This is a genomic window from Sphingobacterium faecium (assembly GCF_003054045.1).
Lineage (GTDB): Bacteria > Bacteroidota > Bacteroidia > Sphingobacteriales > Sphingobacteriaceae > Sphingobacterium > Sphingobacterium faecium.
On sequence record NZ_QBKH01000006.1, the window covers coordinates 196909 to 221349 of the forward strand.

Sequence of the window (24441 nt, forward strand, 5' to 3'; positions counted from 1 at the left end):
TATGCTTATCATTTGTCCGAAATGTAACATTCGACATAATTTTGAGGTTGAAGTTGTAGATTATAAAGGTTTTGTTTGTTCTAATTGCGGAAGTTATTATAAAGGTGAAGATCATACGACCTGGAGTTTTGTTAAAGTTTTTCCGAAGCCTGAATATATTTTATGGGCTAGCTTAGGGGAACGGATTAGAGAAAAGAAAAACGAGTATGTGGTTATTACCAAAATACAACGGGTTAATCTAGATGGGGAGTATAGTAATGAATATGTAGGCCTCAGTGCCAAAAACAATGAAATTTACTGGAGTGATGGACCTGATTATGCGGCTATTCTACATTCGGTTGGACTGCCAGAAATAAAATCAGTAAAGGAAGATCGGCTTAAATTACAGACGAGGACTTATGTTTTAAAATATCAGGATTCTCTCGAGGTTGTATACGCGGAAGGGTTTGTCTTTGAAGATCTAGATGCAAGATCTCAAGCTAATACTTATGTCAATAGTATCAATGAAGATCGTTTTGTTTCGCATGAAATTATTGATAACGTGAACGAGTACTATAGTGGAACATATCAAAATCAAGAAGACTATTTTCAAACCTTTCAATATTATAATGAATATCTAGGCCGGAAGAAAAAAACGAGCTATATCTTTAATGTATTGGCTATTGTTTTTATTATCCTTATCGGTTTAGGATTTTTGGTAATAAACAGGTCCAATATTCAGGAGTATTACTATCAATTTGATCAAAAATTTACCTCTTCAAAATTGAATAATGAATACATTGGGGAGTCTTTTAGTGTCAATGGCGGTGAACCACAAAAATTAACTTTTCAAGGAATTTCAGATGTTAATGCTCCCAATGTGCATCTTCGGATCAAGTTGGTTAATGAACTTACCAATCAAATACAGGAAACAGCACTATTGCAGCATCATTATAATGAAGTCAATCATGCTTGCGGTATTTCGGTGAGTTTTTGTAAAGTAGAGCCCGGCACCTATCACATGGTATTTGAAACCTACTCAACTAATAAGAGTGCTGTTTTAGTATATCTAAATGAAGACTACAAGATTACTTTTGGAGGTGTAGATTACTGGGGCTTAATTATTACTTACGTTTTGCTTGTATTATTGGTCTTGTGGATCAGAAATTCATTGTTAGGACTTGGAAAAGATAGCCTTATGTTTGTCAATAAAGAAATTAATTATTTAACGGTATTGAATTATAAAGGCTTTGGATCCTGGTTCGTGATCTTGTTTGGATTATCTTTAGGCTTACAGTACTATAATAAATATATCAAAACTTGTACAACATCTTATCAAGTAAATACAGTGGAAGATAATACCTATACCGGATCTCGGTATCATTATTATCGACCAACATATTCGGATTATGGTTCTAGTCACAAATAAAAATATATAGTCATATGAATTATGAAATCTTTTACAAAGGAATAGCGGCATCGATTGTCTATTCTATAATCGGAATTGTCGTTTTTATATTTGCTTATTGGGTTATAGAGAGGTTAACACCTGAAAAATCATGGCAAGAAATCGTTAAAAACAAAAATATTGCATTAGCGATTGTTTTTGCTGCATTCATTCTAGGCATATCGATTATTATTGCGGCAGCTATTCATGGATAAAAAAAAGAATCTGCCCATTTTTCTGCTGATATCTGTTTTCATAATTGCTACATGTGGCCTTATTTATGAGCTGGTTGCAGGTGCATTAGCTAGTTATTTGTTAGGAGATTCTGTAAAACAATTTTCATTTATTATTGGGACCTATCTTTTTGCGATGGGCGTGGGTTCGTTTTTTGCTAAGTTTATTGTTAAAAATCTGTTAGACCGATTTATAGATATCGAGTTGTTGATTGGAATAATTGGTGGAACTAGTTCTGTTATTTTATTTCTGTTATTTCAACAAGTTGAACACTTCCAGTTGATCTTATATCTTTTTGTTTTTTTAACAGGTTGTCTTAGCGGAATGGAAATACCGCTGTTAATGAATATTTTAAAAGATCGTGTCAACTTTAGAGACTTGGTTTCTAATGTCTTCACTTTTGACTATATCGGTGCTCTTATTGCCTCTGTATTATTCCCAATACTACTCATTCCGAAACTTGGGGTAATGGGGACATCTTTATTTTTTGGAATTATCAATGTTACTGTTGGCATATTTCTCTCTTTTTATTTGAGTAAGCAACTTAAAAATCCAATTATTCTTAAAATAAAGTCACTTGTATGCTTTATTATTTTGATTGGTTTGTTTTTTTACTCAAATGAACTGTTAAAATATTCCGAGAATCAGCTATACAGTACCAATGTTATATATAAACACTCTACACCATATCAACGTATTGTACTGACTGAGGCAAAAGGAGAATATCAACTGTTTTTAAATAATAATCTCCAATTCAATACAAAGGACGAATATCGATATCATGAAACGTTGGTCCATCCAGCGATGTCTATTGCTAAAAGTCCAAAGAAAGTACTTGTTTTAGGAGGGGGTGACGGGCTCGCAGTAAGAGAAATTTTAAAATATTCTTCTGTAGAAAAAGTAGTGCTTGTCGATCTGGATGAGGGGATGACAAAATTGTTCCAGACAAATGAACTGTTGAGAAAGCATAATGCTAATGCATTGAACAATGCTCGTGTTGAGGTTATCAATATGGATGCGTTTCTTTGGGTGAAGGAAGCAAAAGATAAATTTGATGTGATGATTATCGATTTTCCTGATCCATCTAATTATAGTTTGGGAAAACTCTATACAAACAATTTTTACAAAAGCCTATATCCACTTATGGAGCCGCAATGTATCGTTTCTGTTCAAACAACATCTCCATATTTTGCACCAAAATCTTATTGGTGCATTTATGAGACTATCGCATCTGTTTTTCCGAATAATTTGGCCTATCATACTTATGTTCCTTCTTTTGGCGAATGGGGATTTAACCTCTTCTCACCCGATATGAGAGTCAATTTTAATCGCGTAAACCAGCGTGTTCCAAATTTGAAGTATTATAATTATAATCTTCAGAAAATGACCGATTTTCCAGCTGATATGAAAGCCGTAGATGTGGAAATAAATCGTTTAGATAATCAGATTTTAGTACGGTATTTTGATGAGGAGTGGAGTAAAATATAAAGAATCCAGGCGATCATTTGTTAAAAATAGTATTTTACTGACGTTAGGAAGCTATCTTTTATCTTCCTGTAAAAGGAGAATGAATACTATATTTCTAAAATTAACGGGGACAAACCATATTTTAGGACATAAACTACGGTTTCCTGATTTTCCAAATATTAGTGAGATACTGGAGGTTCCAGTATTAATTATAGGGGGTGGGATTGCAGGGCTTACAGCCGGATATACATTAAATAAGCGTGGAGGGAAAGATTTTTTTCTTGTAGAATTAGATGCTGAGACGGGAGGGAATGCAAAGAGTGGAGAAAATAAGTATTCCAAATATCCACTTGGAGCTCATTATTTACCGCTTCCAAATGCTTCTAATGTTGAGTTGATTGATTTTTTATTTGATGTAGGAGTTGTAATTGGCCGAGATGACAATGGCAATCCAATTTTTGACGAAGAGCAGTTGTCCTTTGCTCCACAGGAACGTTTATTTATCAAAAATTATTGGCAGGAAGGTATTGTACCGCAATATGGAAGTAGTGATGCTGATCAACAGGAGCTTACCAGGTTTCTGCATAAGATGGAAGAGTTTAAAGCCTTGAAAGATCAAAATGGCCATTATATTTTTAATATTCCAATGTGCTATTCTTCACCTGAAAAATTTGATTTAGGCCTTGATCAGATAACGATGGAAGAGTGGTTACGAAAAGAAGGTTATACATCGAGCTATCTTCATGAGTATCTTAATTATTGCTGTAGGGATGACTATGGTACTGGAATAAAATATACCGCTGCATTTGCGGTGATTCACTATTTTGCCGCTCGAAAGCACGATTTTAAAAAATATGAAGATGCTGTACTTACGTGGCAAGAAGGAAATGGTCGATTAGCCAAGTTATTGGCTGAAAGCTTCGAAAATCAAATTTTGAAACAACATATGGTTTACAAAATAACGGTAAACGAAAGTAATGTTGAAGTGTTGCTGTTCGATGCGCAGAGAAAGGTGTCAAAAAAAATAATAGCTGAAAAAGTGATTAATTGCTGTCCGCAATATGTCAACAAGTACCTATTGCCGCAAAGAGTCAAAAATTTTCAACTGCTACAGTATGCTCCCTGGATTGTTGCAACAGTGGTGCTGCATAAATTTCCTTTTGCTGATGGGGCCAACCTTGCCTGGGAAAACATTATTTTTGGAGCAAAGGGATTAGGGTATGTATATGCACAGCACCAGAGTCTTGGCCAGTTTAAAAGCCCATTTGTAATTTCATATTATCATAGTTTGGACGGTACGGATTTAAATGAACAAAGGCGTAAACTGTATAATCAAACTGATGAGCAATGGAAGGAGTTTATTATTAAGGATCTTTCAATAGCGCATTTTGGTATTGAAGATGAAATCATTTCGATAGAGATTTTTAGGCATGGCCATGGCATGGTTTCTCCAATTCCTGGTTATTTGTCTTCTGAATATAGAAAACAACTGACTTTACCCATTGCTAACAAGATTTTCTTTGCGCATTCTGATTTAAGTGGAATTTCTATTTTTGAAGAAGCTTTTTATCAGGGAAGGGAGGCTGTATATGATATGCTTGATAATTGGGAAGCATAATGTTCAACATTTTTGAAGATAAAGCAGATCCGTTAAGTATTAAATTTTTCGTATAGATTTGGTTAAGAAATAGATGAATTCATTATTATAGCTATCTATAGCCTATTGCAATTAATGATTTGATAAAACTCGATGTGAATACTATCTTTGGCTATGCACAAGCTCAGAATTACGAACATCATTCCGCGTGAAAATCACAATGTAACCATTAATTTTGAACCAGTATCAGGGGAGTTTCCAACTTATAAAGCTGGTCAATTTTTGACTTTATCTTTTGAATTTGCTAATCGGGAGCTGAGGAGATCGTATTCTTTCAGTAGTTCTCCAGATGTCGATGAACCCTTAAGTATTACGGTTAAGCGGGTTGAGAACGGTGAGATTTCCCGTTTTTTACACCATAAAATTCAGGAGGGAGATATTGTGGATGCATTAGATCCACAGGGGTTGTTTACTTATGATCCTATTCAAGATAGCGAACGTACCGTATTTTTATTCGCCGCAGGTATTGGTATCACTCCTTTATTCTCCATCTTGAAGACTGCATTGGTTCGGGAAAGTAAATCAAAGATTGTGATGGCTTATAGCAATAGCTCTCCAGAGGTAACTCCTTTTAAAGAAGAACTACAGGAATGGGCAAAAAAATATCCGGATCGTCTTCAGATTATTTGGATTTACTCCAACAGTAAAAATCTGATGACAGCAAGATTGAACAGAGATTATATCCTTTCCATTTTGAAAAATCATTTGCCAACTACACATCATAATGTTCTGTTTTACACCTGTGGTCCGGTAATCTATATGGACTTGTGTCGATTTACTTTGTTAGGGATGGGGTTTGATGAATCTCAAATCAAACGCGAGACCTTTTTGCTTCCTGAAAATGAAGAAGACGATGATGATGAATCGGAAAAAGAGGTGGATAAAAGTACCTATTCCATTAAGTTAAACTTTCAAGGTCAAAGTTATCATCTGGACATCCCATATAATAAATCTATTCTAGATGTTGGTTTGGAAAACAAGATTAAGCTCCCATATTCCTGCAAGTCGGGTATGTGCAGTACCTGTATATCGGATTGTTCACAAGGAAAGGTACGCATGACCTATAATGAAGTGTTAACAGATCGTGAAATTGAAAATGGACGTATATTGCTGTGTACGGGACATCCAATTGAAGCGGATACGGTTATAGATGTATTTTAATATTATATTTTTTTCTATTCATAGTCGTACTGTCAACGATTATGTGGATCTTTTATTGGTATTTCAATCTACAGGCTTATTATTCTGAATTAGATCATGACGTGTTAGCATCTATTTTATATTGATCAATCGTTTGATCTCATTTATTTTACATTATTTTCGTTAGATTTGATTCAAACCAAATGAATCAAAAATAATGAGTAATTTACTTTGGGAGCCTTCTATTGCTTATCAAGAGGAGTCTTCTTTACACCAGTTTAAAGAATTTGTAACAAATAAACGGCAACTCAGCATGGATTCCTATCCTGTACTCTGGGACTGGTCTGTTTCACATCTAGATGAGTTTTGGGAAGATATAGCCCTATTTTTTAATGTTATTTTTCATCATCCTTATCAGCGGGTTTTTGAAACATCTACACAAGGTTTTATTGGTTCTAAATGGTTTGAAGGCGCTACATTAAATTATGCTGAGCATATTTTTCGTCAGTCGACCATAGATCGTCCAGCTCTTTTATTTCAAGAGGAGAATAAGCCCGTTCAGGTGATTTCATGGAAAGAACTGGAAGTGATAGTTAAATCGCTACAAGAGTATCTTATAGGGCAGGGGATACAGCAAGGTGACCGCGTCGTGGCTGTGTTGAAAAATAGCCCAGCTTCTATCGCTCTTTTTTTAGCAGTAAATAGTATTGGTGCGATATGGTCATGCTGTTCTCCAGATTTTGGAGCGACAAGTATATCCGAGCGATTTGCTCAGGTGACGCCCAAACTTTTATTTGCAGATGCGGCATATACCTATAACGGCAAATGGTTTGATCTGAAAGATTCGATGATCGATTTAGCTTCGAATCTAGAAAGTTTAGTCGGGGATGTCATTTTTGTTGGGGAACAAATTTGGGAGGACATCATATCTCAAGACACGGGCTCACCATTGCAATTCACAGCAGTTCCTTTTGATCATCCGATCTGGATTTTATATTCTTCGGGTACTACTGGTAAACCTAAAGCGATCACGCACAGTTGTGGCGGTATTTTATTGGAACATTTCAAAGCTTTGGCTCTTCACCAGAATGTGCAAGAGGGGGAACGATTTATCTGGTATGCAACTACTGGTTGGATGATGTGGAACTATGCCCTTTCTTCTTTATTGGTAGGGGCAACGCTGTGTATTTACGAAGGTTCTTTGGTCTATCCTGAAAAATTATCTTTTTGGAATTTTATTGCTGAACATCAGATCGATCATGTGGGTGCTGGTGCGGCTTATTATATCGCTAATCAGCAATTTGAATTGACAAAGCCGCGTTATCAACCTAAAACTATCGGTTCTACAGGTTCTCCGTTGCCTCCGCAGACATTCTCTTGGTTACAAAAGCAATTTCCACAAGCACAGATAATTTCCTTAAGTGGCGGAACTGATGTATGCAGTGCATTTCTATCCGGAAATCCTTTACTACCGGTATACGCTGGTGAAATACAGTGCTTGACCTTAGGGTCAAAGATTGAGGCTTATAATGAAAATGGAGAATCGGTAAAAAATGAGGTGGGCGAGCTGGTTATTACATTGCCTATGCCTTCCATGCCAATATACTTTTGGAATGATCATCACAATATTCAATATCAAGCTAGTTATTTTGATAAATATCCAGGTGTTTGGTGTCATGGGGATTGGATCAAGTTTACCGAGCATGACGGTATTATCGTTTACGGTCGTTCGGATGCTACTTTGAATCGAGGTGGCGTACGAATCGGGACTGCTGAAATCTATAATATATTGAACACTTTTTCGGAAGTTGCCGATAGTTTAATTATTTGTCTTGATCAGGAGGATGGAACATCGACCATGCCATTGTATGTTCAGATGCGGGATGGAGTTTCCCTTAACGATGAACTGAAGGCTGCGATCAAATTAAAGTTAAGAAAGAGTTATAGTCCGCGCCATGTGCCTGATGATATCATTGCGGTACCAACGATACCTTACACCCTTAGTGGCAAGAAATTGGAGATTCCTGTGAAAAAAATTATGATGGGAACTCCACTCGAAAAAGCGGTCAGTGTAGCTGTATTAAAAGATCCTAAGTCTTTGGATTTTTGGTTAAAATCACTTTAGTTCAGTGTTTTGTGTATTCTATTGTAAATAATTACTATAGATAAAATAATAAAGCTCCGATTTACAAACCGGGGCTTTATTATTTTTTATGCTATGGATTTATTTTTGTAAAATATGGTGCTCGCCCTATAGTGATCAGGTTTGGATCACACCGACATTGTAGCGTTCAGTTATTGGATTATGATTAGCAGCTTCTATTCCTAGACTAATCACCTTCCTTGTTTCATCAGGTCTAATGACTCCATCGACCCAGATACGGGCAGCAGCGTAATAGGGGCTGAGCTGCTCGAGGTAACGCTTCTTGATATCATCTAGCAGGGTGTTCTTTTCTTCTTCTGAGATCTCTATTCCTTTCGCTTTTAGGGCAGATTCTTGAATCTGTAAGAGGGTATTACCGGCAGCGGCACCACTCATAACTGCCATCTGTGCTGTAGGCCAAGCATAGATTAATCTAGGATCATATGCTTTACCACACATTGCATAATTTCCGGCACCATAGCTATTACCAATGATGAATGTGAATTTAGGAACGACTGAATTTGCCATCGCATTGACCATCTTAGCACCATCTTTAATGATGCCGCCCTGTTCGGAGCGACTACCGACCATGAAACCTGTTACATCCTGCAAGAATACCAGTGGAATTAATTGTTGATTACAGTTCATGATAAAGCGTGCAGCTTTGTCTGCCGAATCGCTGTATATTACGCCACCCATCTGCATTTCAACAGCACCAGCTGGTTTCTTAGCTTTAACTATTTCTCGTTGATTGGCAACGATCCCTACTGCCCATCCGTCAATACGGGCAAGACCACAGACAATCGTTTTGCCATAATCCTGTTTATATTCTTCAAAAGTACCTTCGTCAACCAAAGCTTCTAAAAGCTTGTGCATGGAATAGGGTTTTGTACGATCTAAAGGAAGTATTTCTGCGATTTCTGTACTTTTTCGTAGTGGTTCTTTAGATTCCTTTCGATTGAAACCTGCTTTTGGGTGTGCACCAAGTTTATCCATAACACCTTTTATGGCATCAAGACAGCTTGCTTCATCCGGGAATTTATTGTCTGTCACACCAGAGATAACAGAATGTGTGCTTGCGCCTCCCAATGTCTCCGCATCTACTGTTTCACCAATAGCAGACTTTACTAAATAAGGGCCAGCTAAAAATACGGAACCCGTTCCTTCAACGATAAATGCATAATCGGACATGATCGGCAAATAGGCACCTCCCGCGACACAACTGCCCATTATAGCGGCTATTTGAGGGATACCCATAGAGGACATTTTAGCATTATTTCTAAAAATGCGTCCAAAATGTTCTTTATCAGGGAATATTTGATCCTGCATCGGTAAAAAGACACCTGCAGAATCGACAAGGTATATGATGGGAATTTTGTTCTCCATAGCAATTTCTTGCGCACGTAGATTTTTCTTGCAGCTAATGGGGAACCAGGCACCAGCCTTTACAGTGGCATCATTAGAGACAATGACGCATAATTCGTCTTTAACATATCCAAGCACACAGACAACACCTGCATTTGGGCAGCCGCCTTCTTCAGGGTACATCTTGTCTCCGGCAAACTGGGCAATTTCAATATAAGTTCTGTGATCATCGAGTAGGTATTCGACACGCTCCCATGCAGTGAGTTTTCCTTTAGCTTTTAATTTTTTGATTTTATCTTCGCCACCTCCCAAGCGAAGTTCTGCTCTTTTTAGTTCTAACTCTACAATTAGTTCATTCATGTTATAATTGGATTTTAAGCATGTCAAATTCAGAATTTGATAATATGAGATAAATTTAACATTATATTTTGAGTTTCTCTAAAAAAAGATGTTATAATTTTGTTATTATTGTAAATAACAGAATTCCAATTATAAATTAAAGATAACATTTATGTTTATTGAAAATGAACAACAAATGATGATGATTCGCCAAAGTGCTCGAGACTTTGCTGAAACTCATATTCGTCCCTACATCATGGAGTGGGATGAATCACAAACATTTCCAGCGCCTTTATTTAAGAAACTCGGAGATCATGGTTTCATGGGCATTATTGTCCCGGAAGCTTATGGTGGATCTGGCTTTGGATACCAAGAATATATCACTATTCTGGATGAAATATCCAAAGTTTGTGGTTCCATAGGACTTTCGGTAGCGGCACATAATTCGCTGTGTACAAATCATATATTGAGTTTCGCTAATGAAAGTCAGAAACAAAAATACTTGCCAAAATTAGCCACTGGAGAATGGCTGGGTGCTTGGGGGCTTACTGAGACAGGTTCGGGGTCTGATGCTGGAGGTTTAACTACTGTTGCGGTTCGTGATGGTGATTATTTTGTATTGAATGGTTCTAAAAATTTCATCACGCATGCGATTAGCTCGGATGTAGCTGTTGTCCTAGCGCGTACAGGCGAGAAAGGTGACAAAAAAGGTGTGACTGCTTTTATTATCGAAAAGGGGACTGAAGGGTTTTCTGCTGGTAAAAAAGAAAATAAATTAGGGATGCGTGCTTCAGAAACAGCTTGTCTATTTTTCGATAATTGCCGTATTCATCAGGATCAGATGGTCGGTGAAGAGGGGCAGGGTTTTGTTCAGGCATTGAAACTATTGGATGGTGGACGTATTTCAATTGCAGCGCTATCGTTGGGAATCGCTCGTGGTGCATATGAGTGTGCTCTGAAGTATGCAAACGAAAGAGAACAGTTCAATCAGAAGATTTTTGAATTTCAGGCGGTTGGATTTAAGCTTGCAGAAATGGCTACAGAAATTCAGGCAGCAGAGCTGCTGACCCGTCAAGCGGGATACATGAAAGATCGTGGTGAGCGTATTTCTAAAATCGGCGCAATGGCTAAGCTTTATGCTTCCGAAGCTGCTGTATCGGTCTCCAATGAATCTGTACAGATTTTCGGAGGATATGGCTTTACGAAGGATTATCCTGCTGAAAAGTTTTTTAGAGACGCAAAATTATGTACAATCGGGGAAGGTACGTCGAGTATACAGAAGATGGTTATTTCTCGGGAAATTCAAAAAGATGCCTAAAAAAGAAGATATAATTTTGGTAGAATGTCCCAGAGATGCCATTCAAGGGATATCGCATGTGATTCCAACAGAAAAAAAAGTTAAGTATTTGAACATGTTGCTTGAAAGCGAACTGTTTGACTGGCTTGACTGTGGATCGTTTGTGTCTCCAAAAGCTGTTCCGCAATTGGCGGATACTGAAGAAGTGCTTCGTCAGCTGAATACTTCTGGTAAAACGAAGCTGCTGGGGATTATTGCTAATGAACAAGGTGCCCTACGTGCTGTGAAATCGGAGAATATTACGTACTTGGGCTATCCTTTTTCCATCTCTGAGGTTTTTCAACAGCGGAATACGAATGCGTCTATAGCGGATTCATTTGAGCGATTGAAGGGGATTGTTGAAATCGCCCGTAAGCATGAAAAAGAAGTGGTGGTCTATATATCTATGGCGTTTGGAAATCCATTTGGTGATTTTTGGAGTAATGAACTTGTGCTGGATTGGATGGACAAAATTGCTGCCCTTGGGGTGGTGGAGTTCTCTTTGGCAGATACAACTTCTGAGGCAACATTGCCGCAGATCACACAACTTTTTGAACAGGCGTTACAACGGTTTCCTGCCTTACATATCGGTGCACATTTTCATTCTCCTAAGGCAAGTAGTCTAGATAAAATCAATGCTGCTTACTTTGCTGGGTGTAGAAAATTTGATGGTGCTATTTTAGGTTTTGGTGGCTGTCCTTTTGCTGAAGATGATTTGGTTGGGAATATTCCCACGGAAGATTTAATGTATTATTTTGAGCGAAAAGGGCAGGATAAAATATTGACCTTTGGTGGTGAATTTATTAATTTAATAGCATAAAGTCAGATTGTTATGAATGGTTATTTGAATTATAAGTTTATTAAGGTAAAACAGCTCGATCATGTTTTTTATCTGACGTTGGCCCGTCCTGAAAAACGAAATGCTTTTACACCGTTGATGATCGATGAGATCCATCATGCCATACAAATGGCGGATGCTGACCCTGAAGTTCGGGTAGTGGTGCTTGACGCTGAAGGCCCTGTTTTTTGTGCGGGTATGGATCTAAATGCTTTTGAAAATCCAGATAAAATTGACCATTCGGATGTCGTGCCGCATGTGGATTTATCATTGGGCGAGGTGATGTCAATTTTGAATAAACCTTCCATTGCAGTTCTCGAAGGAAATGTGATTGCGGGAGGTTTTTTAATGATTCTGGAGTGTACTTATGTTTTTGCTCATTCGGCTGTCCAGTTTTCTTTACCAGAGGTTCAGATTGGTTTATTTCCTTTTCAAGTCTTAGCTGGTTTGCTTAAACATTTACCGTATCATAAAGCAATGGATCTATGTATTCATTCGGAGGTCATAACGGCACAAGAAATGAAAAGTATGGGATTGGTTTATGATCTTCTGGATCAAAAGCCAGATATTTTACCTGCATTGATAGCTAAGCTCACTTCTGCGGCACCTTTGGCCGTGAAGATGGGCTTTGAGGCAGCGAAGCAATTACGTGAGCTTAAATCGTCTGATCAGTATGCTTTTCTTCTAGAGCAGTTGGTTAAATTGAGGTCAAGTCATGATTTTAAAGAAGGAATGGCCGCACGTATGGAAAAAAGACCTCCAAATTGGAAAGGAGAGTAATTGTTATTAAAACATGCTGAAGCTAGGTCTACTCGTTAAAGGTGAAAATTCCCACGGGATAGAGGTAAAGATAATGCATATAGCCCAAGCAGTGTGGATTAAGATCGTTCTGAACTTATCTGCACTGCTTTGTTTTTTTATGGTTTTATATCAATAGTCGTAAATGCCATACTACCAATGGTCGCCATGTTGATCTGTTCCATCACCAAAAAGCGTACTTTGATGATGTTTTTGAAGGTGTCGATAAATAGTTGACCGTCTGACTTTCAGTATAGTCGGTTTGATCCTACGATAAACTGTATGTAAAGTAGTATCAATGTGACGATTGAAAGTCTATAATCATACAGTTTTCATGCGACACCTTTTTTCCAGCCTATATGACCTGAATTTGAAATGTGAACAATTGATGTGTTTTAAGGTTTAATATGCTGCCCTTAGTGTGAAAGGATAACAAACTAAGGATGTAAATGTATTTTCTTTAATTTCCTATTTTTATATTGTAATTTTATGAAATGACTGATTTTGGAACAAAAAAAGGTGGCTACACACAGATGAAAGGGTTTCGTCAAAAAGCTGAGTATGCTCTCAACAGGGTCAGGTTTTTGACAAAACAGCGAGGAGTCATCAATACTTGTAAATTTATTTATAGTCGATATTTATATTTTTTTAAGTACCGCATCAATCTGGCTGGAGTAATGACTCCGCAAGAACTTAATATTCAGAATAAGGGTGCCTGTAATTATGAGCCTATAGCACATTATACCTTTAATAGAATGTTGAAAAATATTAACTTCTGTTGGCATGAAAGCACTTTTGTTGATTTTGGATGTGGAAAAGGGGCTGCTATTTTGCTGGCAACTCGGTACAATTTCAAACGTTATATAGGCGTCGAACTATCTCCATTATTGGTTGATGATTGTCGTAAAAATATTCAAAAATTTATTGGAAACAGGGTTTTAGATTATAAAATTGTCCATTGTAACGCAGCGGATTACCTCATTGAGGATGATGTTAATGTATTTTATTTTTTTAACCCATTTGCTCCGTCTGTTCTAAAATCTGTGTTGGATAATATTGAATTATCGCTGATTAAGAGACACAGAAAAATAATAATTTTATATTGCAATGGAGTGGATCTATCCTTAATATTGGATCGTGGCTACAAAATAGTTTACTCGGAGGATGTAGATCCTATTACCCGATATTCATGTGGTAATTATGCCCTTGGAAATTAATATTATATTGAAAATATTCCAATAGCTGCTATTGCAAATTACTTCAACTGATTCTCATCTGATGTTTTACCGAGGTCGTCATGAAGGCTTACATGTTCCCGCTTTAATTGATAAGTTGACCTCTATGGCACCATTAGTAGTTAATGGTGGTTTTTTGTAAGCTAAGATGCTAGGGGGTTTAAAGCGGCTGATCAATGCGCTAATAAATCGTTCGATAATTGAGGTTAAGTCATGATTTCAGAGCGGGGTAAACGGTCGCAAAGAAAAAGCCTGCCAAATTGAGAGGAGCGTAATCCTTAAAACATTCTGAAGCTCGGTCTGCTGGTTAATGGGGAAAATTCCCATGGTATAGACGTGAAGATAATACATATAGCCCAAGCAGTGTAGATAAATATCGTTCTGAATTTAGCTACAGTGCTTGGTGTTTTATGGGCTTTTATATAACCAATTGTAAATACGATAATGCCAATGGTCATCATGGTGATATGTTCCATGCCAAAAAAGCGTACCTGACGCAATTTGACGGCATCTTTAAAATTTTCAATAAAGTATTGTACGATTGGGCTATCAAAATAGAGCGTTAATCCTACTGCAAACTGTATGTAAAGTAAAGTTAGCGTTAGGGTCTGAAGTGCAAAATCATACAGTTTTATTTGATGCTTTTTTTTCCAGCCCATATAGCTGCGCAGTAGCAAAAGAATAAGACAGATGACAATCATCCATCTGGTAGCCGAGTGCAGGGCAAGGAGAAAATGGTAAAGCATGCTATTATACTTATTTTAAAACTGAAAATTCAATATATGAAGAGTTGTTATGATCGTGAAAAATGCGATGTGTGGCTTTTCTGTAGTCACTTGCCGTGGCTTCATAACCTTCAAAAAATTGCTGTGGATTTCGTTCTGCAATTGGAAACCACGTGTTTTGTATCTGTATCATGATGCGGTGGCCTTTTTTGAAGGTATGTGCGACATCTGGCATACTGTAGTTGACCGCAGTAACGAAATCTGGTTGCATAGGTTCTGCTTTTTCAAATCCATTCCGATATTTTCCCGCCATAATTTCACCACGAACCAGCATTTGGTAGCCATCCATTACTTTATTGTTGAATGAAGGGCTGTTTGCAGGATAAACATCAATTAGTTTGACAACATAATCGGCATCTGTTCCAGAGGTGGATACTTTTAAGAAGTTTTTAATAGGCCCTACTATGGTGATATCTTCTGTTAGTGGTTCTGTTTGATACACCATAACATCAGGTCTAGTTGAAGCGAAACGCTGATCGTCGATCATGTATTCGCGTGTCCTGCTCTCCATAACACCACCTTGATAGGGTACAGGTTTGTTAGGATCGCTGACGTACTCATCCCATGAATCTGTACGGCCCACTTTTTCAAACCCTAGTTTGCCTTGGGGTTGTAGATACAGTTTTTTATCTTCTACATCTTGTGGTGGCCATTTTTCAAATGATTTCCATTGATTGCTTCCGGTTACAAATATATTGGCTTCAGCAGCTTTGAAATCACCTTTTCCCTTTAAATAGTAATTGAAAAATGGCAATTCAAATTTTTCTTGATAGGTCACACTTGTTTTTTGGTCGAACTGGATGTCACCGAATGAGCTTCCATCACCACGGACCCATCCGCCATGAAACCAGGGTCCTGCAACTAATATCGAGTTATTCTTTGGGTTCTGTTTTTCTATTGCTTTATAAGTCTCAAATGTTCCGTAGGCATCTTCTGCATCGAAAAAGCCACCGACAACCATGACAGCAGGTTTAACATCTGTTAAGTGCGGTAGTATCTCGCGATCTTTCCAGAACTGATCATAATGCGGATGAGCAAATGCGTCATTCCAAAATTTTACAGAATCGCCAAAATAGGTGTCTTTTAGATCTTTGGCAGTTCCGGCATTCATATAAAATTGATAAACATCTTTTGAAGGATATTGAAAAGTTTTCGGTGCTTGGTCTGGTGTGATGGGTTTAGGTCTTGGGATTCCAAAACTGGACATAAACTTGAATGCGTCACCTGTGAATAGTACGCCATTATGATGAAAATCGTCGCCCATATACCAATTCGTAACGGGTGCTTGAGGAGATACTGCTTTTAGAGAAGGGTGTGTTTTAACTAGGCTTACGGTGGAGTAAAATCCTGGATAGGAAATGCCATACATGCCTGCTTTGCCATTATAGTTTTGGAGATTTTTACTTAGCCATTCTAGTAAATCGTAGGTGTCCGTGCTTTCGTCAATTTCCTTTTTTCCTTTTTTTAAATTGGTAGGCCTAATATCATCAAATGTTCCTTCACTCATCCATTTGCCACGTACATCTTGATAAACAAAAATATAGCCTTCCAGAGTCATTGCTGGAAAATTTCCTAAAGTCTCTTTAAATTTATCTTCGCCATAGGGTCCAACGGTATATGGGGTGCGATTTAGTAAAACAGGATACTGCTGGCTTTTATCTTTTGGTGTGTATATGGTCGTAAATAGTTTTACGCCATCACGCATAGGTATTGCAATTTCCTTTTTGTCATAATGTGTTTTAACATAGTTCGTTTCGAGTGTTTCTTGTGCCTTTACTTGATGTGTAAAGCTGATGACGAGAACTGAAAAAACGATAAGTGCTTTTTTCATGGTATTAGATTAATGTTACGGTAAGACAAGGTAAGGAAAATCTATAAAATAGCGGATTAAAAAAACCAGATTAAGGGTTTAGCCTGTCGTCTGGTTTGATATATGCGTAAAAAATAGTTGATAAAAAAGGATTAAATTGTTCTAACTTCTTAGAATTCTGATTTTTTTACCTTTGATTTTACCTAAATTGGAATGTTTTAATATGGTGCTCACTAACGGACGTTTTACAGCTACAAAAGATTCTCTATCTTTCACTTCGATGATCCCTACATCACTTTTTTCAATTTGGTCTAAGTTGAGTAAAAAACCGACTAAGTCAATTTTGTTTACTTTATCTTTTTTCCCCGCTGAAAAGTATAAGGTTGCAAATTCAGAGTTTTTTGGTAAATCATATTCTCCATCTATTTCTTCAATGGCGATATCATCGGCAACATAAGGGTAATCTTCGTCAGGTTTTAAAATGATGAAGACTTCACCTTTGGCTTGCATACGTGCTGTCCGACCATTTCTGTGCGTAAAATCATCTTCTCGGTAAGGTAGCTGATAGTGGATGATGGCGTCAATCTCAGGGATATCAAGTCCCCGAGCGGCAAGATCCGTTGTGATCAAAATGTGATTGCTATTGTTTCGGAATTTTAATAATGCCAATTCGCGATCGCTTTGTTCGAGTCCACCATGAAACACGTCATGTATAATATCCCTATTTTGCAGTAATTCGCTGATGTGATCGACAGCATCACGATGATTACAAAAAATGAGGACTTTTTGATTTCCTATTTTGCACAGTAATTGAAATAAAGCTTCCAGCTTTTTATGAATAGGTGCAACAATCTTTTTGATTGTCAATGCTGGAGTGCTTTGGGTATCGTTGAGGAAATTAACTTCTGTAGCAGCAGATATGCCTGTGAAATCAGGTATATCTTTCATTGCGGTAGCAGAGGTTAATATACGTGTTTCTAAGGTTGTTAAATAATCAATAATGAAAGACATCTGTTCTTGAAAGCCTAACTCGAGCGATTTGTCAAACTCATCCAAAACTAAAGTCTTGATTTGAGTCGGATCAAAATGATTGCGCTCCAGGTGGTATACAATACGACCTGGTGTACCGATGAGGATCGCAGGAGGATTTTTCAGATTGTTTCTTTCGGTTTTGGTATCGTGACCACCGTAGCAACATGTTATTTTATAACCGGTAGCAATTCTTTTTAATACGGATTCGATTTGCAAAGCCAATTCACGAGTCGGGACTAAGATCAAAGATTGTACTTCTGCTGCATCTTTATCTAATGTTTTCATCAATGCAAGTGCAAAAGCTAAGGTCTTGCCTGAACCGGTTGGTGAGAGTAGGATGAGATTTTCTTTTTCTTTGAATTTTTCCATTACCTCATTCTGCATTTCATTAAGCGAAGAGATGTGGAGTTTTTGTAATATGGCGTCTATTTGCATGTTACAAAAGTACACAAAGTATTATATAAAAAAAGATCTGCTAGTAGCAGACCTTTTTTATATTTTGAAATTCAATTATAATAAATGAATCCCTTTCTCTTGGAGGGACTGTTTTTCTTGTTCGTCCCAGATACTGACTTGAACTTCACCGATATGTGCTTTTTTTAGCATGAACATACATACTCGGGATTGACCTATTCCACCACCAATGGCTTCTGGTAATTCGTCATTCAAGAGCATTTTGTGAAAAGATAATGCTGCTCTTTCGGGGTTATTTCTGATAGCGAGCTGTCTCTCTAAAGCTGTTTTGTCAACACGGACACCCATAGAAGATAGTTCAAAAGCTGTATTCAAAACAGGGTTCCATACTAAAATATCACCATTTAGACCATTGGTACCGCCCCCATTGTCCGTGCTCCAATCATCATAATCTGCCGCACGTCCATCATGAGCTTCGCCATTAGATAAAACACCTCCAATACCATAGATAAATACAGCACCATACTCTTTGGCAATTGCATTTTCTCTTTCTTTAGGAGTCAATGTTGGATAAGTTTGTAATAGCGCCTCGGAAGAAATAAAGGTAATCTCCTCTGGCAGTACTGCTTTAGTATCGGGGTATTGACGCTCCACTTGTTTTTCTGTAAAGCGTAAGGCATCATATATCTTGAGAACAATATCTTTTAAAAAAGAAAATGTTCTTTGTTCTGAAGAGATTGTTTTTTCCCAGTCCCATTGATCTACGTAGATAGAATGGATCGGCGTATAGTCTTCATCAGGACGTAGCGCGCGCATATCGGTTAATATACCTTCTCCGACCTCAAGTTCTAGCTCTTTTAACCTTAAACGCTTCCATTTGGCAAGTGAGTGAACAACAACAGCTTTGCGTTCTTGTAATGCTTTGATCGGGAATGCGACTGGTCTTTCGATGCCGTTTAAATCATCATTTATACCTGTACCATCGAGTACAACCAAAGGTGATGAGATAGGAATCAATCCTAAATTATTTCTAAGTTGTTGTGCAAAAGTATCCTTTACAAAACTAATAGCAACTTCAGTTTTTAATAACTTTCTTTTATCCATGAAATGTATATATATCAAAAAATAGCCTCTTGGTTATCTATTTTTTATTTGTATTAGTCGAGAATTTATGTGAAGACACGATCAACATAAATTCTATTTTCCCTCAATTTGCATCAAAAATAACAATATTTCAGATATAACAAGGTATTGTTGGGAAATTTATTTGCAACTTGAGATATTTTTGATTTGATGGCAAGAATATGCCTATATTGATGATATCTTATAAAAACAAAGAGGTCGTCCTATCATGATAGGACGACCTCTTTGTTTTTTATATGTTTGTTTTTTAAACGGAGAAACTTTCACCACAAGCACAAGTTCTGGTGGCATTTGGGTTATGAAATTCAAATCCTTTACCATCTAATCCATCCGAATAATCAAGTTCTGTTCCCGCTAGGTATAAGAATGATTTTATATCTAAACATACCTTAACACCTTTATCTTCACAAAACTGATCGCCTTTTTTTTCTTCGTTATCGAAATGCAGTTTATAGCTTAAGCCTGAACAGCCTCCGCTTTCAACAGCAACACGCACAAAATAACTGCTGTCATATTTTTCAGTACTCATTATCTCTTCAATTCGAGATTTTGCTTTGTCTGTAACGGTTACCATATTGCTGAATTATTATATTTAATATTGAATATTACAAATTACGATAACTTCTTTTTTAATTCCAATATAAATCTGTTCGCAAATGTAATAATTAAGTAATAAGACCAGCTTGAAAGAGTTGCCAGATTGGAGAGTGTTCTCTAATTTTTTTTACTGCTGCTGTTATTAAGATAATGGTGGTGTAGATTTCTTGTTTTGTTGTCAATCGACTTAGGCTGAATCTTACTGTTGCTAATGCATCTTCTTTTGAAATACCCATAGCGAGCAGTACATGCGAGGGGTCTCTGGTGCCGCTCACACATGCAGAGCCTGAAGACAAGGCGAGTTGCGGGCAATGGGTCATAAGTTCACTCGCTAATATATGTCTGAAACAGATCGATGTCGTATTGGGCAGTCGTGAAACTTCTTTTGCATGGATATATACTTCAGGTATTGCGCTTAAAGCATTTTCTAGATCATTTCTCAATTGCATGATCGCATCATCATGTGGTATATGTACCATTGCTGCTCCTAAGCCAACGATGTTGGGAACATTGTATGTTCCTGCTCGAAACCCATGCTCTTGTCCTCCGCCCGCGATTAATGCACTTATTTGTATCGGTTTGCTTTTACGACGAATAAATAGTGCTCCGATGCCTTTGGGACCGTGCAGCTTGTGCGCGCTTAAACACAATATATCAATAGGGGTTTGGGCAAGATCGAGTTGGAATTTTCCGATGTATTGTGTTGCATCACAAAAATATAGACAATCTTTCCTGTTGCAGATGGCTGAAATTTCATCAATCGGGTGTATATAGCCTGTTTCATTGTTTGCGGCCATGATGCATACTAATATAGTCTGTGGCGTTATATGCTTTTCTAACATACTAAGATCTATTTTTCCGGTGTGGTCTACCTCTAGATAGGTGACTAAAGCGCCTTCTTTTTCAAGATCTTGTAAGGTCGTCAAAACAGCTTTATGCTCTGTCTTAACGGTGATGATATGTTTTCCTTTGGATTGATAGTTTTTATAGATTCCCTTTAGCACCGTATTGATAGATTCGGTTGCGCCTGAATTGAAAAAAACTTCTTTTGTTTGGCAATTGAGCGCTTGGGCAACTTGAATGCGGGCTTTTTCAACAGCAGCGTTGGCTTCGCGTCCCATACTGTGATACAGGCTGGATGCGTTTGCATAATTATGGATGAAATAGGGTACCATGGTCTCCCATACATCATCCATAATTCTAGTAGTAGCATTATTATCAAGATAAATCAAATCCTTCATGATATAAAGGTAGAAATTATCTTGTTTATAAAGTCCTTGACGTCGGATTGATTTCTTTTTGTTTGATGTTGGGATTGTAATTTAATCCTGGACTCAACCAATACATCAATACAACTCTCGAATATCGGTAATTGAAAGGGCTTAGTATAAAAACTGTTAATAGGGCTACAATCGAGTATAGCCAAAATGAATTGTCATTGCCGGTTATCACATAGGCAGCAACACAAGCTGTAATCATTTCAGCTACTGTAAATGCATAACTAACAAACATCGATACATAAAAATAACCAGGTTCACGTTCGTAACGTAGACCACAGTAATCACAATGCGTATTCATTTTTTGAGTTTTAAAACCGTAAGTATTCCCAGTGAATATTTTACCTTTTCTACAACGAGGGCACAATGCTTTGCTGGCGGCTTTAAATTCTGATAATTCGTAGGTAGTTTCCTGCTCTTTCATATCTAACTGTTGTTTTTTCTGAATTCATCGGGTGTTAATCCAGTAGCTTTTTTAAAAAATTTAGTAAAATAAGAGTTGTCATTAAAATTCAACTCGATGGCGATCTCATTAATATTGAGATTTTTATTGACCAATAACCTTTTTGCTTCAAGTAATACACGCTCCCTGATTATCTCTCCTGCGGCACTTCCAATGTAAGACTTGCAAATGGCGTTCAAATGATTGGGAGTAATAAATAATTGTTCTGCATATGCTTTTGGCAATCTGATTTCTTTAAAATTTTTTTCCACTAATCGTTGATAATTATGGAAAATGGTGTAATTATAAGGATTACTTGTTTTTTCTGTTTTTGTGCCATGCCATGACTCAATCCAAAGTAAGAGTTGCAGCAGGCTCACACGAATTAAATCTGTAGCAATTGGATTTTTACTCGTTTCGTAAAATGCTTCAAACATAGTTAAGGCATCTTGTTGATAAGTGTCTGGTATAGTAAAAACAATCTGATCGTTTTGACCACTTAAAAACGAGAAACGATTTAAGTAATCAGTCCTTAATAAAAAGGATTGAAAATATTCTGGATCAAAATTGACAACAAAGCCTTTTTCGTCCCCATTGAAATTCCAAGTATGGACTTGCCCTGGTGCCATAAAGTAGATTTGATAGGGTTCTATTTCATGTTTTTCAAAATCGATCAAATGATTTCCTGAGCCTTTCGTAAACAGCACAAAATGGTAGAAATTGTGTTTATGCGGAAATACCATATTGTGATGTTTTGCGATATAATCAGCAAGATGATCTACAAATAACAGACTGCTCGAATCATTGTTGATGGAACAGTTGTCTAATACGGGTATGGTACTTTTCTTTATCACACTACAAATTTACTTCAAATATAATATATGCGACTGATTTAATTATCGATTTAATGGTGTTTTTCAACGATTGATAAATTTATTGTCAATTTGTGACCCAATTGTTATATTTATAGGAAACAAAAGCAGATTACACATGAATAGATTAGAAACCAGTCTGGACACGTTATTAGAAGTTGTACTTTTAAAGGTACCAAGTATTATTACAGGGATTATTATATTGATCATTGGAAGTTACCTTGTCAAGTTTTTACTGAACCTCATCAGTAGGCGATTTGAGAAGCGTCATGTAGACTTATCAATTCGAGGTTTTGTGATGAGTATATTGCGCGTTGTGTTTTACGCATTATTATTCTTGACGGTAGCAAGTACGATGGGGATCCAAACAACGTCGTTTATTGCAGCATTATCTGCATTTGGTCTAGCAGCAGGTTTAGCTTTACAGGGTAGCTTAAGTAATTTTGCTGGTGGGGTATTGATCCTTTTATTTAGACCGTTTGAAGTCGGAGATTATATGAGCAGTAATAATGGCACTTCGGGGACTGTGGAACGAATAGATATCTTATATACGACTTTAATTGCCGGAGATGGTGTTCGTGTATTTAGTCCAAATGGCCCTTTAGCAAACTCCGTTATTCAAAATTTCACAAAAATTACCAACCGACGTTTTGAGTATACTGTAGGTATCTCGTACGATGCTAATATTAAAGAAGCTCGCGAAATCATTATGAATGTGCTTCATGCTGATCCTCGTGTTCTAAAAACACCTGCTGTAGAGGTGTTTGTAAAAGGATTGGGAGATAGTTCTGTTAATTTGACCATACGTGCATGGACAAAAAAAGAAGATTTTTGGCCTGCAAATAACGAAAATCAAGAGGCTATTAAAATTGCTTTGGATAAAAATAATATTAGTATCCCGTATCCGCAGACCGAGATGCGTATTATTTCGGATCCAAATGGGGGACAAGACCGTATTATGAAATCTTAATCTAAGGATCGGATTAAGATGAAGTACCGATAGGCTAAAATAGCTTGTTGGTACTTTTTTAGTTTTGTAGGGTCCTTTTTAGCATATCTTGGTAAAATCAGTTTATTGACTTTATTGATCAATTTATATATTATTTTCATAGATCTCGTTATTTAATATTTGTGGCATTTTGATTTGATTTTTTAGTGCTATTAAATTATTAGCTGCCATCAGAGCCATGTTATCTCTTGCTTCGACTGTTGCGGATCCAATGTGGGGTAGCACGGCCACGTTGGACAAGTTTAGCAACGGATTATCGGCATTCATCGGTTCTGGATTTGTCACATCTAAACCTGCTCCCCATATCTCTTCATTTTTTAATGCAGTGTAAAGATCTTGTTCATGATGTAATCCTCCTCGTGCTGTATTGATGAAAATTGCTGTATTTTTCATTCTTTTGAAGGCATCTTTATTAAATTTCTCTTTCGTTTCCGCAGAAAGATTGGCATGCACCGATAGTACATCACTCTGCGTCAGCAATTCATCGTAATTAACGTATGTAGCATCAAGTAATCTATTCGCATTCTGATTTGGATGCCTATTGTGATAAATGATATTCATATTATAGGCTGCTTTCGCTTTGCGGGCAAGTTCAAATCCGATACGTCCTAATCCAAATATACCTAAAGTCTTACCATATAATTCTATACCCAGGTGTTCAGTCAATTCAAAATTTTTCCATTCATCGCTGATGATTTTTCGGTACATATAAAAAGCTTTTCGTGATACGGCCAACATCAATAAGAAAGCGATATCCGCTGTTGCGTTGGATAAGACGTCGGCAGTATTGCTCACTGGTATACCTTGTTTGGTAGCTTGATGAAGATCAACGCTATCATATCCTGCGCTCATCAATGCAATTCCTTTGAGATGGCTACACGCATTAAAAAACTTCTCATCCAAGAGATTGTGCCCTGCGGCAAAGAGATAATCGACCTTTTGACAGGCCTCGATTAAATCGGATTGATCAATATTTCCTGGTTCAGTACGATAGGTGATATCAAAACCAGCCTGTTGTAAACTATCAATAGCTTTCTGGGGAATTGTTCTGCATATAAAAACTTTCATACTCGTATCATCAA

At 37.2% G+C, this 24441-nt stretch carries 21 protein-coding genes; 11 read left to right on the plus strand and 10 right to left on the minus strand.

Features of this window, described 5'->3' with window-relative positions; genetic code table 11:
* Window position 1: 1 nt before the first annotated feature.
* The 6 genes from C8N37_RS17325 to C8N37_RS17350 all read left to right on the plus strand — a co-directional run bounded on the left by C8N37_RS17325 (window position 2) and on the right by C8N37_RS17350 (window position 8049).
* Window positions 2-1408: a hypothetical protein gene (locus tag C8N37_RS17325; RefSeq protein WP_108160090.1), complete on the plus strand. Its 1407-nt coding sequence runs from the start codon at window positions 2-4 to the stop codon at window positions 1406-1408.
* Window positions 1409-1422: 14 nt separating this feature from the next.
* Window positions 1423-1641 (plus strand): DUF350 domain-containing protein, encoded by a 219-nt coding sequence (locus C8N37_RS17330; protein WP_108160091.1) that lies wholly within the window; start codon window positions 1423-1425, stop codon window positions 1639-1641.
* A complete protein-coding gene (locus tag C8N37_RS17335; protein ID WP_108160092.1) occupies window positions 1634-3148 on the plus strand; it encodes a polyamine aminopropyltransferase in 1515 nt (504 codons plus the stop codon). Before C8N37_RS17330 ends, C8N37_RS17335 begins: the two co-directional genes overlap by 8 nt.
* A gap of 79 nt (window positions 3149-3227) precedes the next feature.
* The gene (locus C8N37_RS17340) at window positions 3228-4745 is read left to right on the plus strand and encodes an NAD(P)-binding protein (RefSeq protein WP_170114554.1); all 1518 of its coding nucleotides are present in this window, start codon (window positions 3228-3230) and stop codon (window positions 4743-4745) included.
* A gap of 153 nt (window positions 4746-4898) precedes the next feature.
* Window positions 4899-5945, plus strand: coding sequence for a ferredoxin--NADP reductase (locus C8N37_RS17345; protein ID WP_108160094.1), 1047 nt, complete (start codon window positions 4899-4901; stop codon window positions 5943-5945).
* Window positions 5946-6141: 196 nt separating this feature from the next.
* The gene (locus tag C8N37_RS17350) at window positions 6142-8049 is read left to right on the plus strand and encodes an acetoacetate--CoA ligase (RefSeq protein ID WP_108160095.1); all 1908 of its coding nucleotides are present in this window, start codon (window positions 6142-6144) and stop codon (window positions 8047-8049) included.
* Window positions 8050-8184: 135 nt separating this feature from the next.
* Here the strand turns inward: C8N37_RS17350 and C8N37_RS17355 are convergent, their stop codons facing one another.
* On the minus strand, window positions 8185-9792 hold the full coding sequence (locus tag C8N37_RS17355; protein ID WP_108160096.1) for an acyl-CoA carboxylase subunit beta: 1608 nt from the start codon (window positions 9790-9792) through the stop codon (window positions 8185-8187).
* Window positions 9793-9943: 151 nt separating this feature from the next.
* Here C8N37_RS17355 and C8N37_RS17360 point away from each other — a divergent pair, with 151 nt between their 5' ends.
* The 4 genes from C8N37_RS17360 (at window position 9944) to C8N37_RS17375 (ending at window position 13960) form a co-directional block, all read left to right on the plus strand.
* On the plus strand, window positions 9944-11089 hold the full coding sequence (locus tag C8N37_RS17360) for an acyl-CoA dehydrogenase family protein (RefSeq protein ID WP_108160097.1): 1146 nt from the start codon (window positions 9944-9946) through the stop codon (window positions 11087-11089).
* A gap of 16 nt (window positions 11090-11105) precedes the next feature.
* Window positions 11106-11927, plus strand: coding sequence for a hydroxymethylglutaryl-CoA lyase (locus tag C8N37_RS17365; protein ID WP_244914457.1), 822 nt, complete (start codon window positions 11106-11108; stop codon window positions 11925-11927).
* Between the two features lie 12 nt (window positions 11928-11939).
* A complete protein-coding gene (locus C8N37_RS17370) occupies window positions 11940-12725 on the plus strand; it encodes an enoyl-CoA hydratase/isomerase family protein (protein ID WP_108160099.1) in 786 nt (261 codons plus the stop codon).
* Between the two features lie 512 nt (window positions 12726-13237).
* Window positions 13238-13960, plus strand: coding sequence for a class I SAM-dependent methyltransferase (locus C8N37_RS17375; protein ID WP_211322296.1), 723 nt, complete (start codon window positions 13238-13240; stop codon window positions 13958-13960).
* Between the two features lie 296 nt (window positions 13961-14256).
* Here C8N37_RS17375 and C8N37_RS17380 read toward each other — a convergent pair whose 3' ends face one another.
* The 8 genes from C8N37_RS17380 to C8N37_RS17415 all read right to left on the minus strand — a co-directional run bounded on the left by C8N37_RS17380 (window position 14257) and on the right by C8N37_RS17415 (window position 22332).
* Complete coding sequence (locus tag C8N37_RS17380; RefSeq protein WP_146171101.1) at window positions 14257-14724, minus strand: hypothetical protein; 468 nt, start codon at window positions 14722-14724, stop codon at window positions 14257-14259.
* A gap of 10 nt (window positions 14725-14734) precedes the next feature.
* Window positions 14735-16594, minus strand: a complete 1860-nt coding sequence (locus C8N37_RS17385) for a CocE/NonD family hydrolase (RefSeq protein WP_108160101.1) — start codon at window positions 16592-16594, stop codon at window positions 14735-14737.
* A 141-nt stretch (window positions 16595-16735) separates the two neighbouring features.
* Window positions 16736-18040 carry a DEAD/DEAH box helicase gene (locus tag C8N37_RS17390; RefSeq protein ID WP_108160102.1) on the minus strand — a complete coding sequence of 435 codons (1305 nt, stop codon included), beginning with the start codon at window positions 18038-18040 and terminating at the stop codon, window positions 16736-16738.
* A 75-nt stretch (window positions 18041-18115) separates the two neighbouring features.
* On the minus strand, window positions 18116-19123 hold the full coding sequence (asnA, locus tag C8N37_RS17395; RefSeq protein WP_108160103.1) for an aspartate--ammonia ligase: 1008 nt from the start codon (window positions 19121-19123) through the stop codon (window positions 18116-18118).
* Window positions 19124-19409: 286 nt separating this feature from the next.
* Window positions 19410-19736: a HesB/IscA family protein gene (locus C8N37_RS17400; protein WP_021189141.1), complete on the minus strand. Its 327-nt coding sequence runs from the start codon at window positions 19734-19736 to the stop codon at window positions 19410-19412.
* A gap of 91 nt (window positions 19737-19827) precedes the next feature.
* A complete protein-coding gene (locus C8N37_RS17405; protein ID WP_244914459.1) occupies window positions 19828-21000 on the minus strand; it encodes a cysteine desulfurase family protein in 1173 nt (390 codons plus the stop codon).
* Between the two features lie 25 nt (window positions 21001-21025).
* Entirely contained in the window at window positions 21026-21460 is a 435-nt protein-coding gene (locus C8N37_RS17410) for a DUF983 domain-containing protein (RefSeq protein WP_108160104.1), read from the minus strand.
* Window positions 21461-21462: 2 nt separating this feature from the next.
* A complete protein-coding gene (locus C8N37_RS17415; RefSeq protein ID WP_108160105.1) occupies window positions 21463-22332 on the minus strand; it encodes a helix-turn-helix domain-containing protein in 870 nt (289 codons plus the stop codon).
* 136 nt (window positions 22333-22468) lie between these two features.
* Between C8N37_RS17415 and C8N37_RS17420 the strand changes: the two genes are divergently transcribed.
* Window positions 22469-23320, plus strand: a complete 852-nt coding sequence (locus C8N37_RS17420; RefSeq protein WP_108160106.1) for a mechanosensitive ion channel family protein — start codon at window positions 22469-22471, stop codon at window positions 23318-23320.
* A gap of 123 nt (window positions 23321-23443) precedes the next feature.
* Here C8N37_RS17420 and C8N37_RS17425 read toward each other — a convergent pair whose 3' ends face one another.
* On the minus strand, window positions 23444-24427 hold the full coding sequence (locus C8N37_RS17425; protein WP_108160107.1) for a 2-hydroxyacid dehydrogenase: 984 nt from the start codon (window positions 24425-24427) through the stop codon (window positions 23444-23446).
* Window positions 24428-24441 lie beyond the last annotated feature (14 nt).

Coding starts and splice junctions, on each gene's coding strand:
- C8N37_RS17325 (WP_108160090.1), top strand. CDS start 2: ATGCTTATCATTTGTCCGAAATGTAACATTCGACATAATTTTGAGGTT.
- C8N37_RS17330 (WP_108160091.1), top strand. CDS start 1,423: ATGAATTATGAAATCTTTTACAAAGGAATAGCGGCATCGATTGTCTAT.
- C8N37_RS17335 (WP_108160092.1), top strand. CDS start 1,634: ATGGATAAAAAAAAGAATCTGCCCATTTTTCTGCTGATATCTGTTTTC.
- C8N37_RS17340 (WP_170114554.1), top strand. CDS start 3,228: ATGAATACTATATTTCTAAAATTAACGGGGACAAACCATATTTTAGGA.
- C8N37_RS17345 (WP_108160094.1), top strand. CDS start 4,899: ATGCACAAGCTCAGAATTACGAACATCATTCCGCGTGAAAATCACAAT.
- C8N37_RS17350 (WP_108160095.1), top strand. CDS start 6,142: ATGAGTAATTTACTTTGGGAGCCTTCTATTGCTTATCAAGAGGAGTCT.
- C8N37_RS17355 (WP_108160096.1), bottom strand. CDS start 9,792: ATGAATGAACTAATTGTAGAGTTAGAACTAAAAAGAGCAGAACTTCGC.
- C8N37_RS17360 (WP_108160097.1), top strand. CDS start 9,944: ATGTTTATTGAAAATGAACAACAAATGATGATGATTCGCCAAAGTGCT.
- C8N37_RS17370 (WP_108160099.1), top strand. CDS start 11,940: ATGAATGGTTATTTGAATTATAAGTTTATTAAGGTAAAACAGCTCGAT.
- C8N37_RS17375 (WP_211322296.1), top strand. CDS start 13,238: ATGACTGATTTTGGAACAAAAAAAGGTGGCTACACACAGATGAAAGGG.
- C8N37_RS17380 (WP_146171101.1), bottom strand. CDS start 14,724: ATGCTTTACCATTTTCTCCTTGCCCTGCACTCGGCTACCAGATGGATG.
- C8N37_RS17385 (WP_108160101.1), bottom strand. CDS start 16,594: ATGAAAAAAGCACTTATCGTTTTTTCAGTTCTCGTCATCAGCTTTACA.
- C8N37_RS17390 (WP_108160102.1), bottom strand. CDS start 18,040: ATGCAAATAGACGCCATATTACAAAAACTCCACATCTCTTCGCTTAAT.
- asnA (WP_108160103.1), bottom strand. CDS start 19,123: ATGGATAAAAGAAAGTTATTAAAAACTGAAGTTGCTATTAGTTTTGTA.
- C8N37_RS17400 (WP_021189141.1), bottom strand. CDS start 19,736: ATGGTAACCGTTACAGACAAAGCAAAATCTCGAATTGAAGAGATAATG.
- C8N37_RS17405 (WP_244914459.1), bottom strand. CDS start 21,000: ATGAAGGATTTGATTTATCTTGATAATAATGCTACTACTAGAATTATG.
- C8N37_RS17410 (WP_108160104.1), bottom strand. CDS start 21,460: ATGAAAGAGCAGGAAACTACCTACGAATTATCAGAATTTAAAGCCGCC.
- C8N37_RS17420 (WP_108160106.1), top strand. CDS start 22,469: ATGAATAGATTAGAAACCAGTCTGGACACGTTATTAGAAGTTGTACTT.
- C8N37_RS17425 (WP_108160107.1), bottom strand. CDS start 24,427: ATGAAAGTTTTTATATGCAGAACAATTCCCCAGAAAGCTATTGATAGT.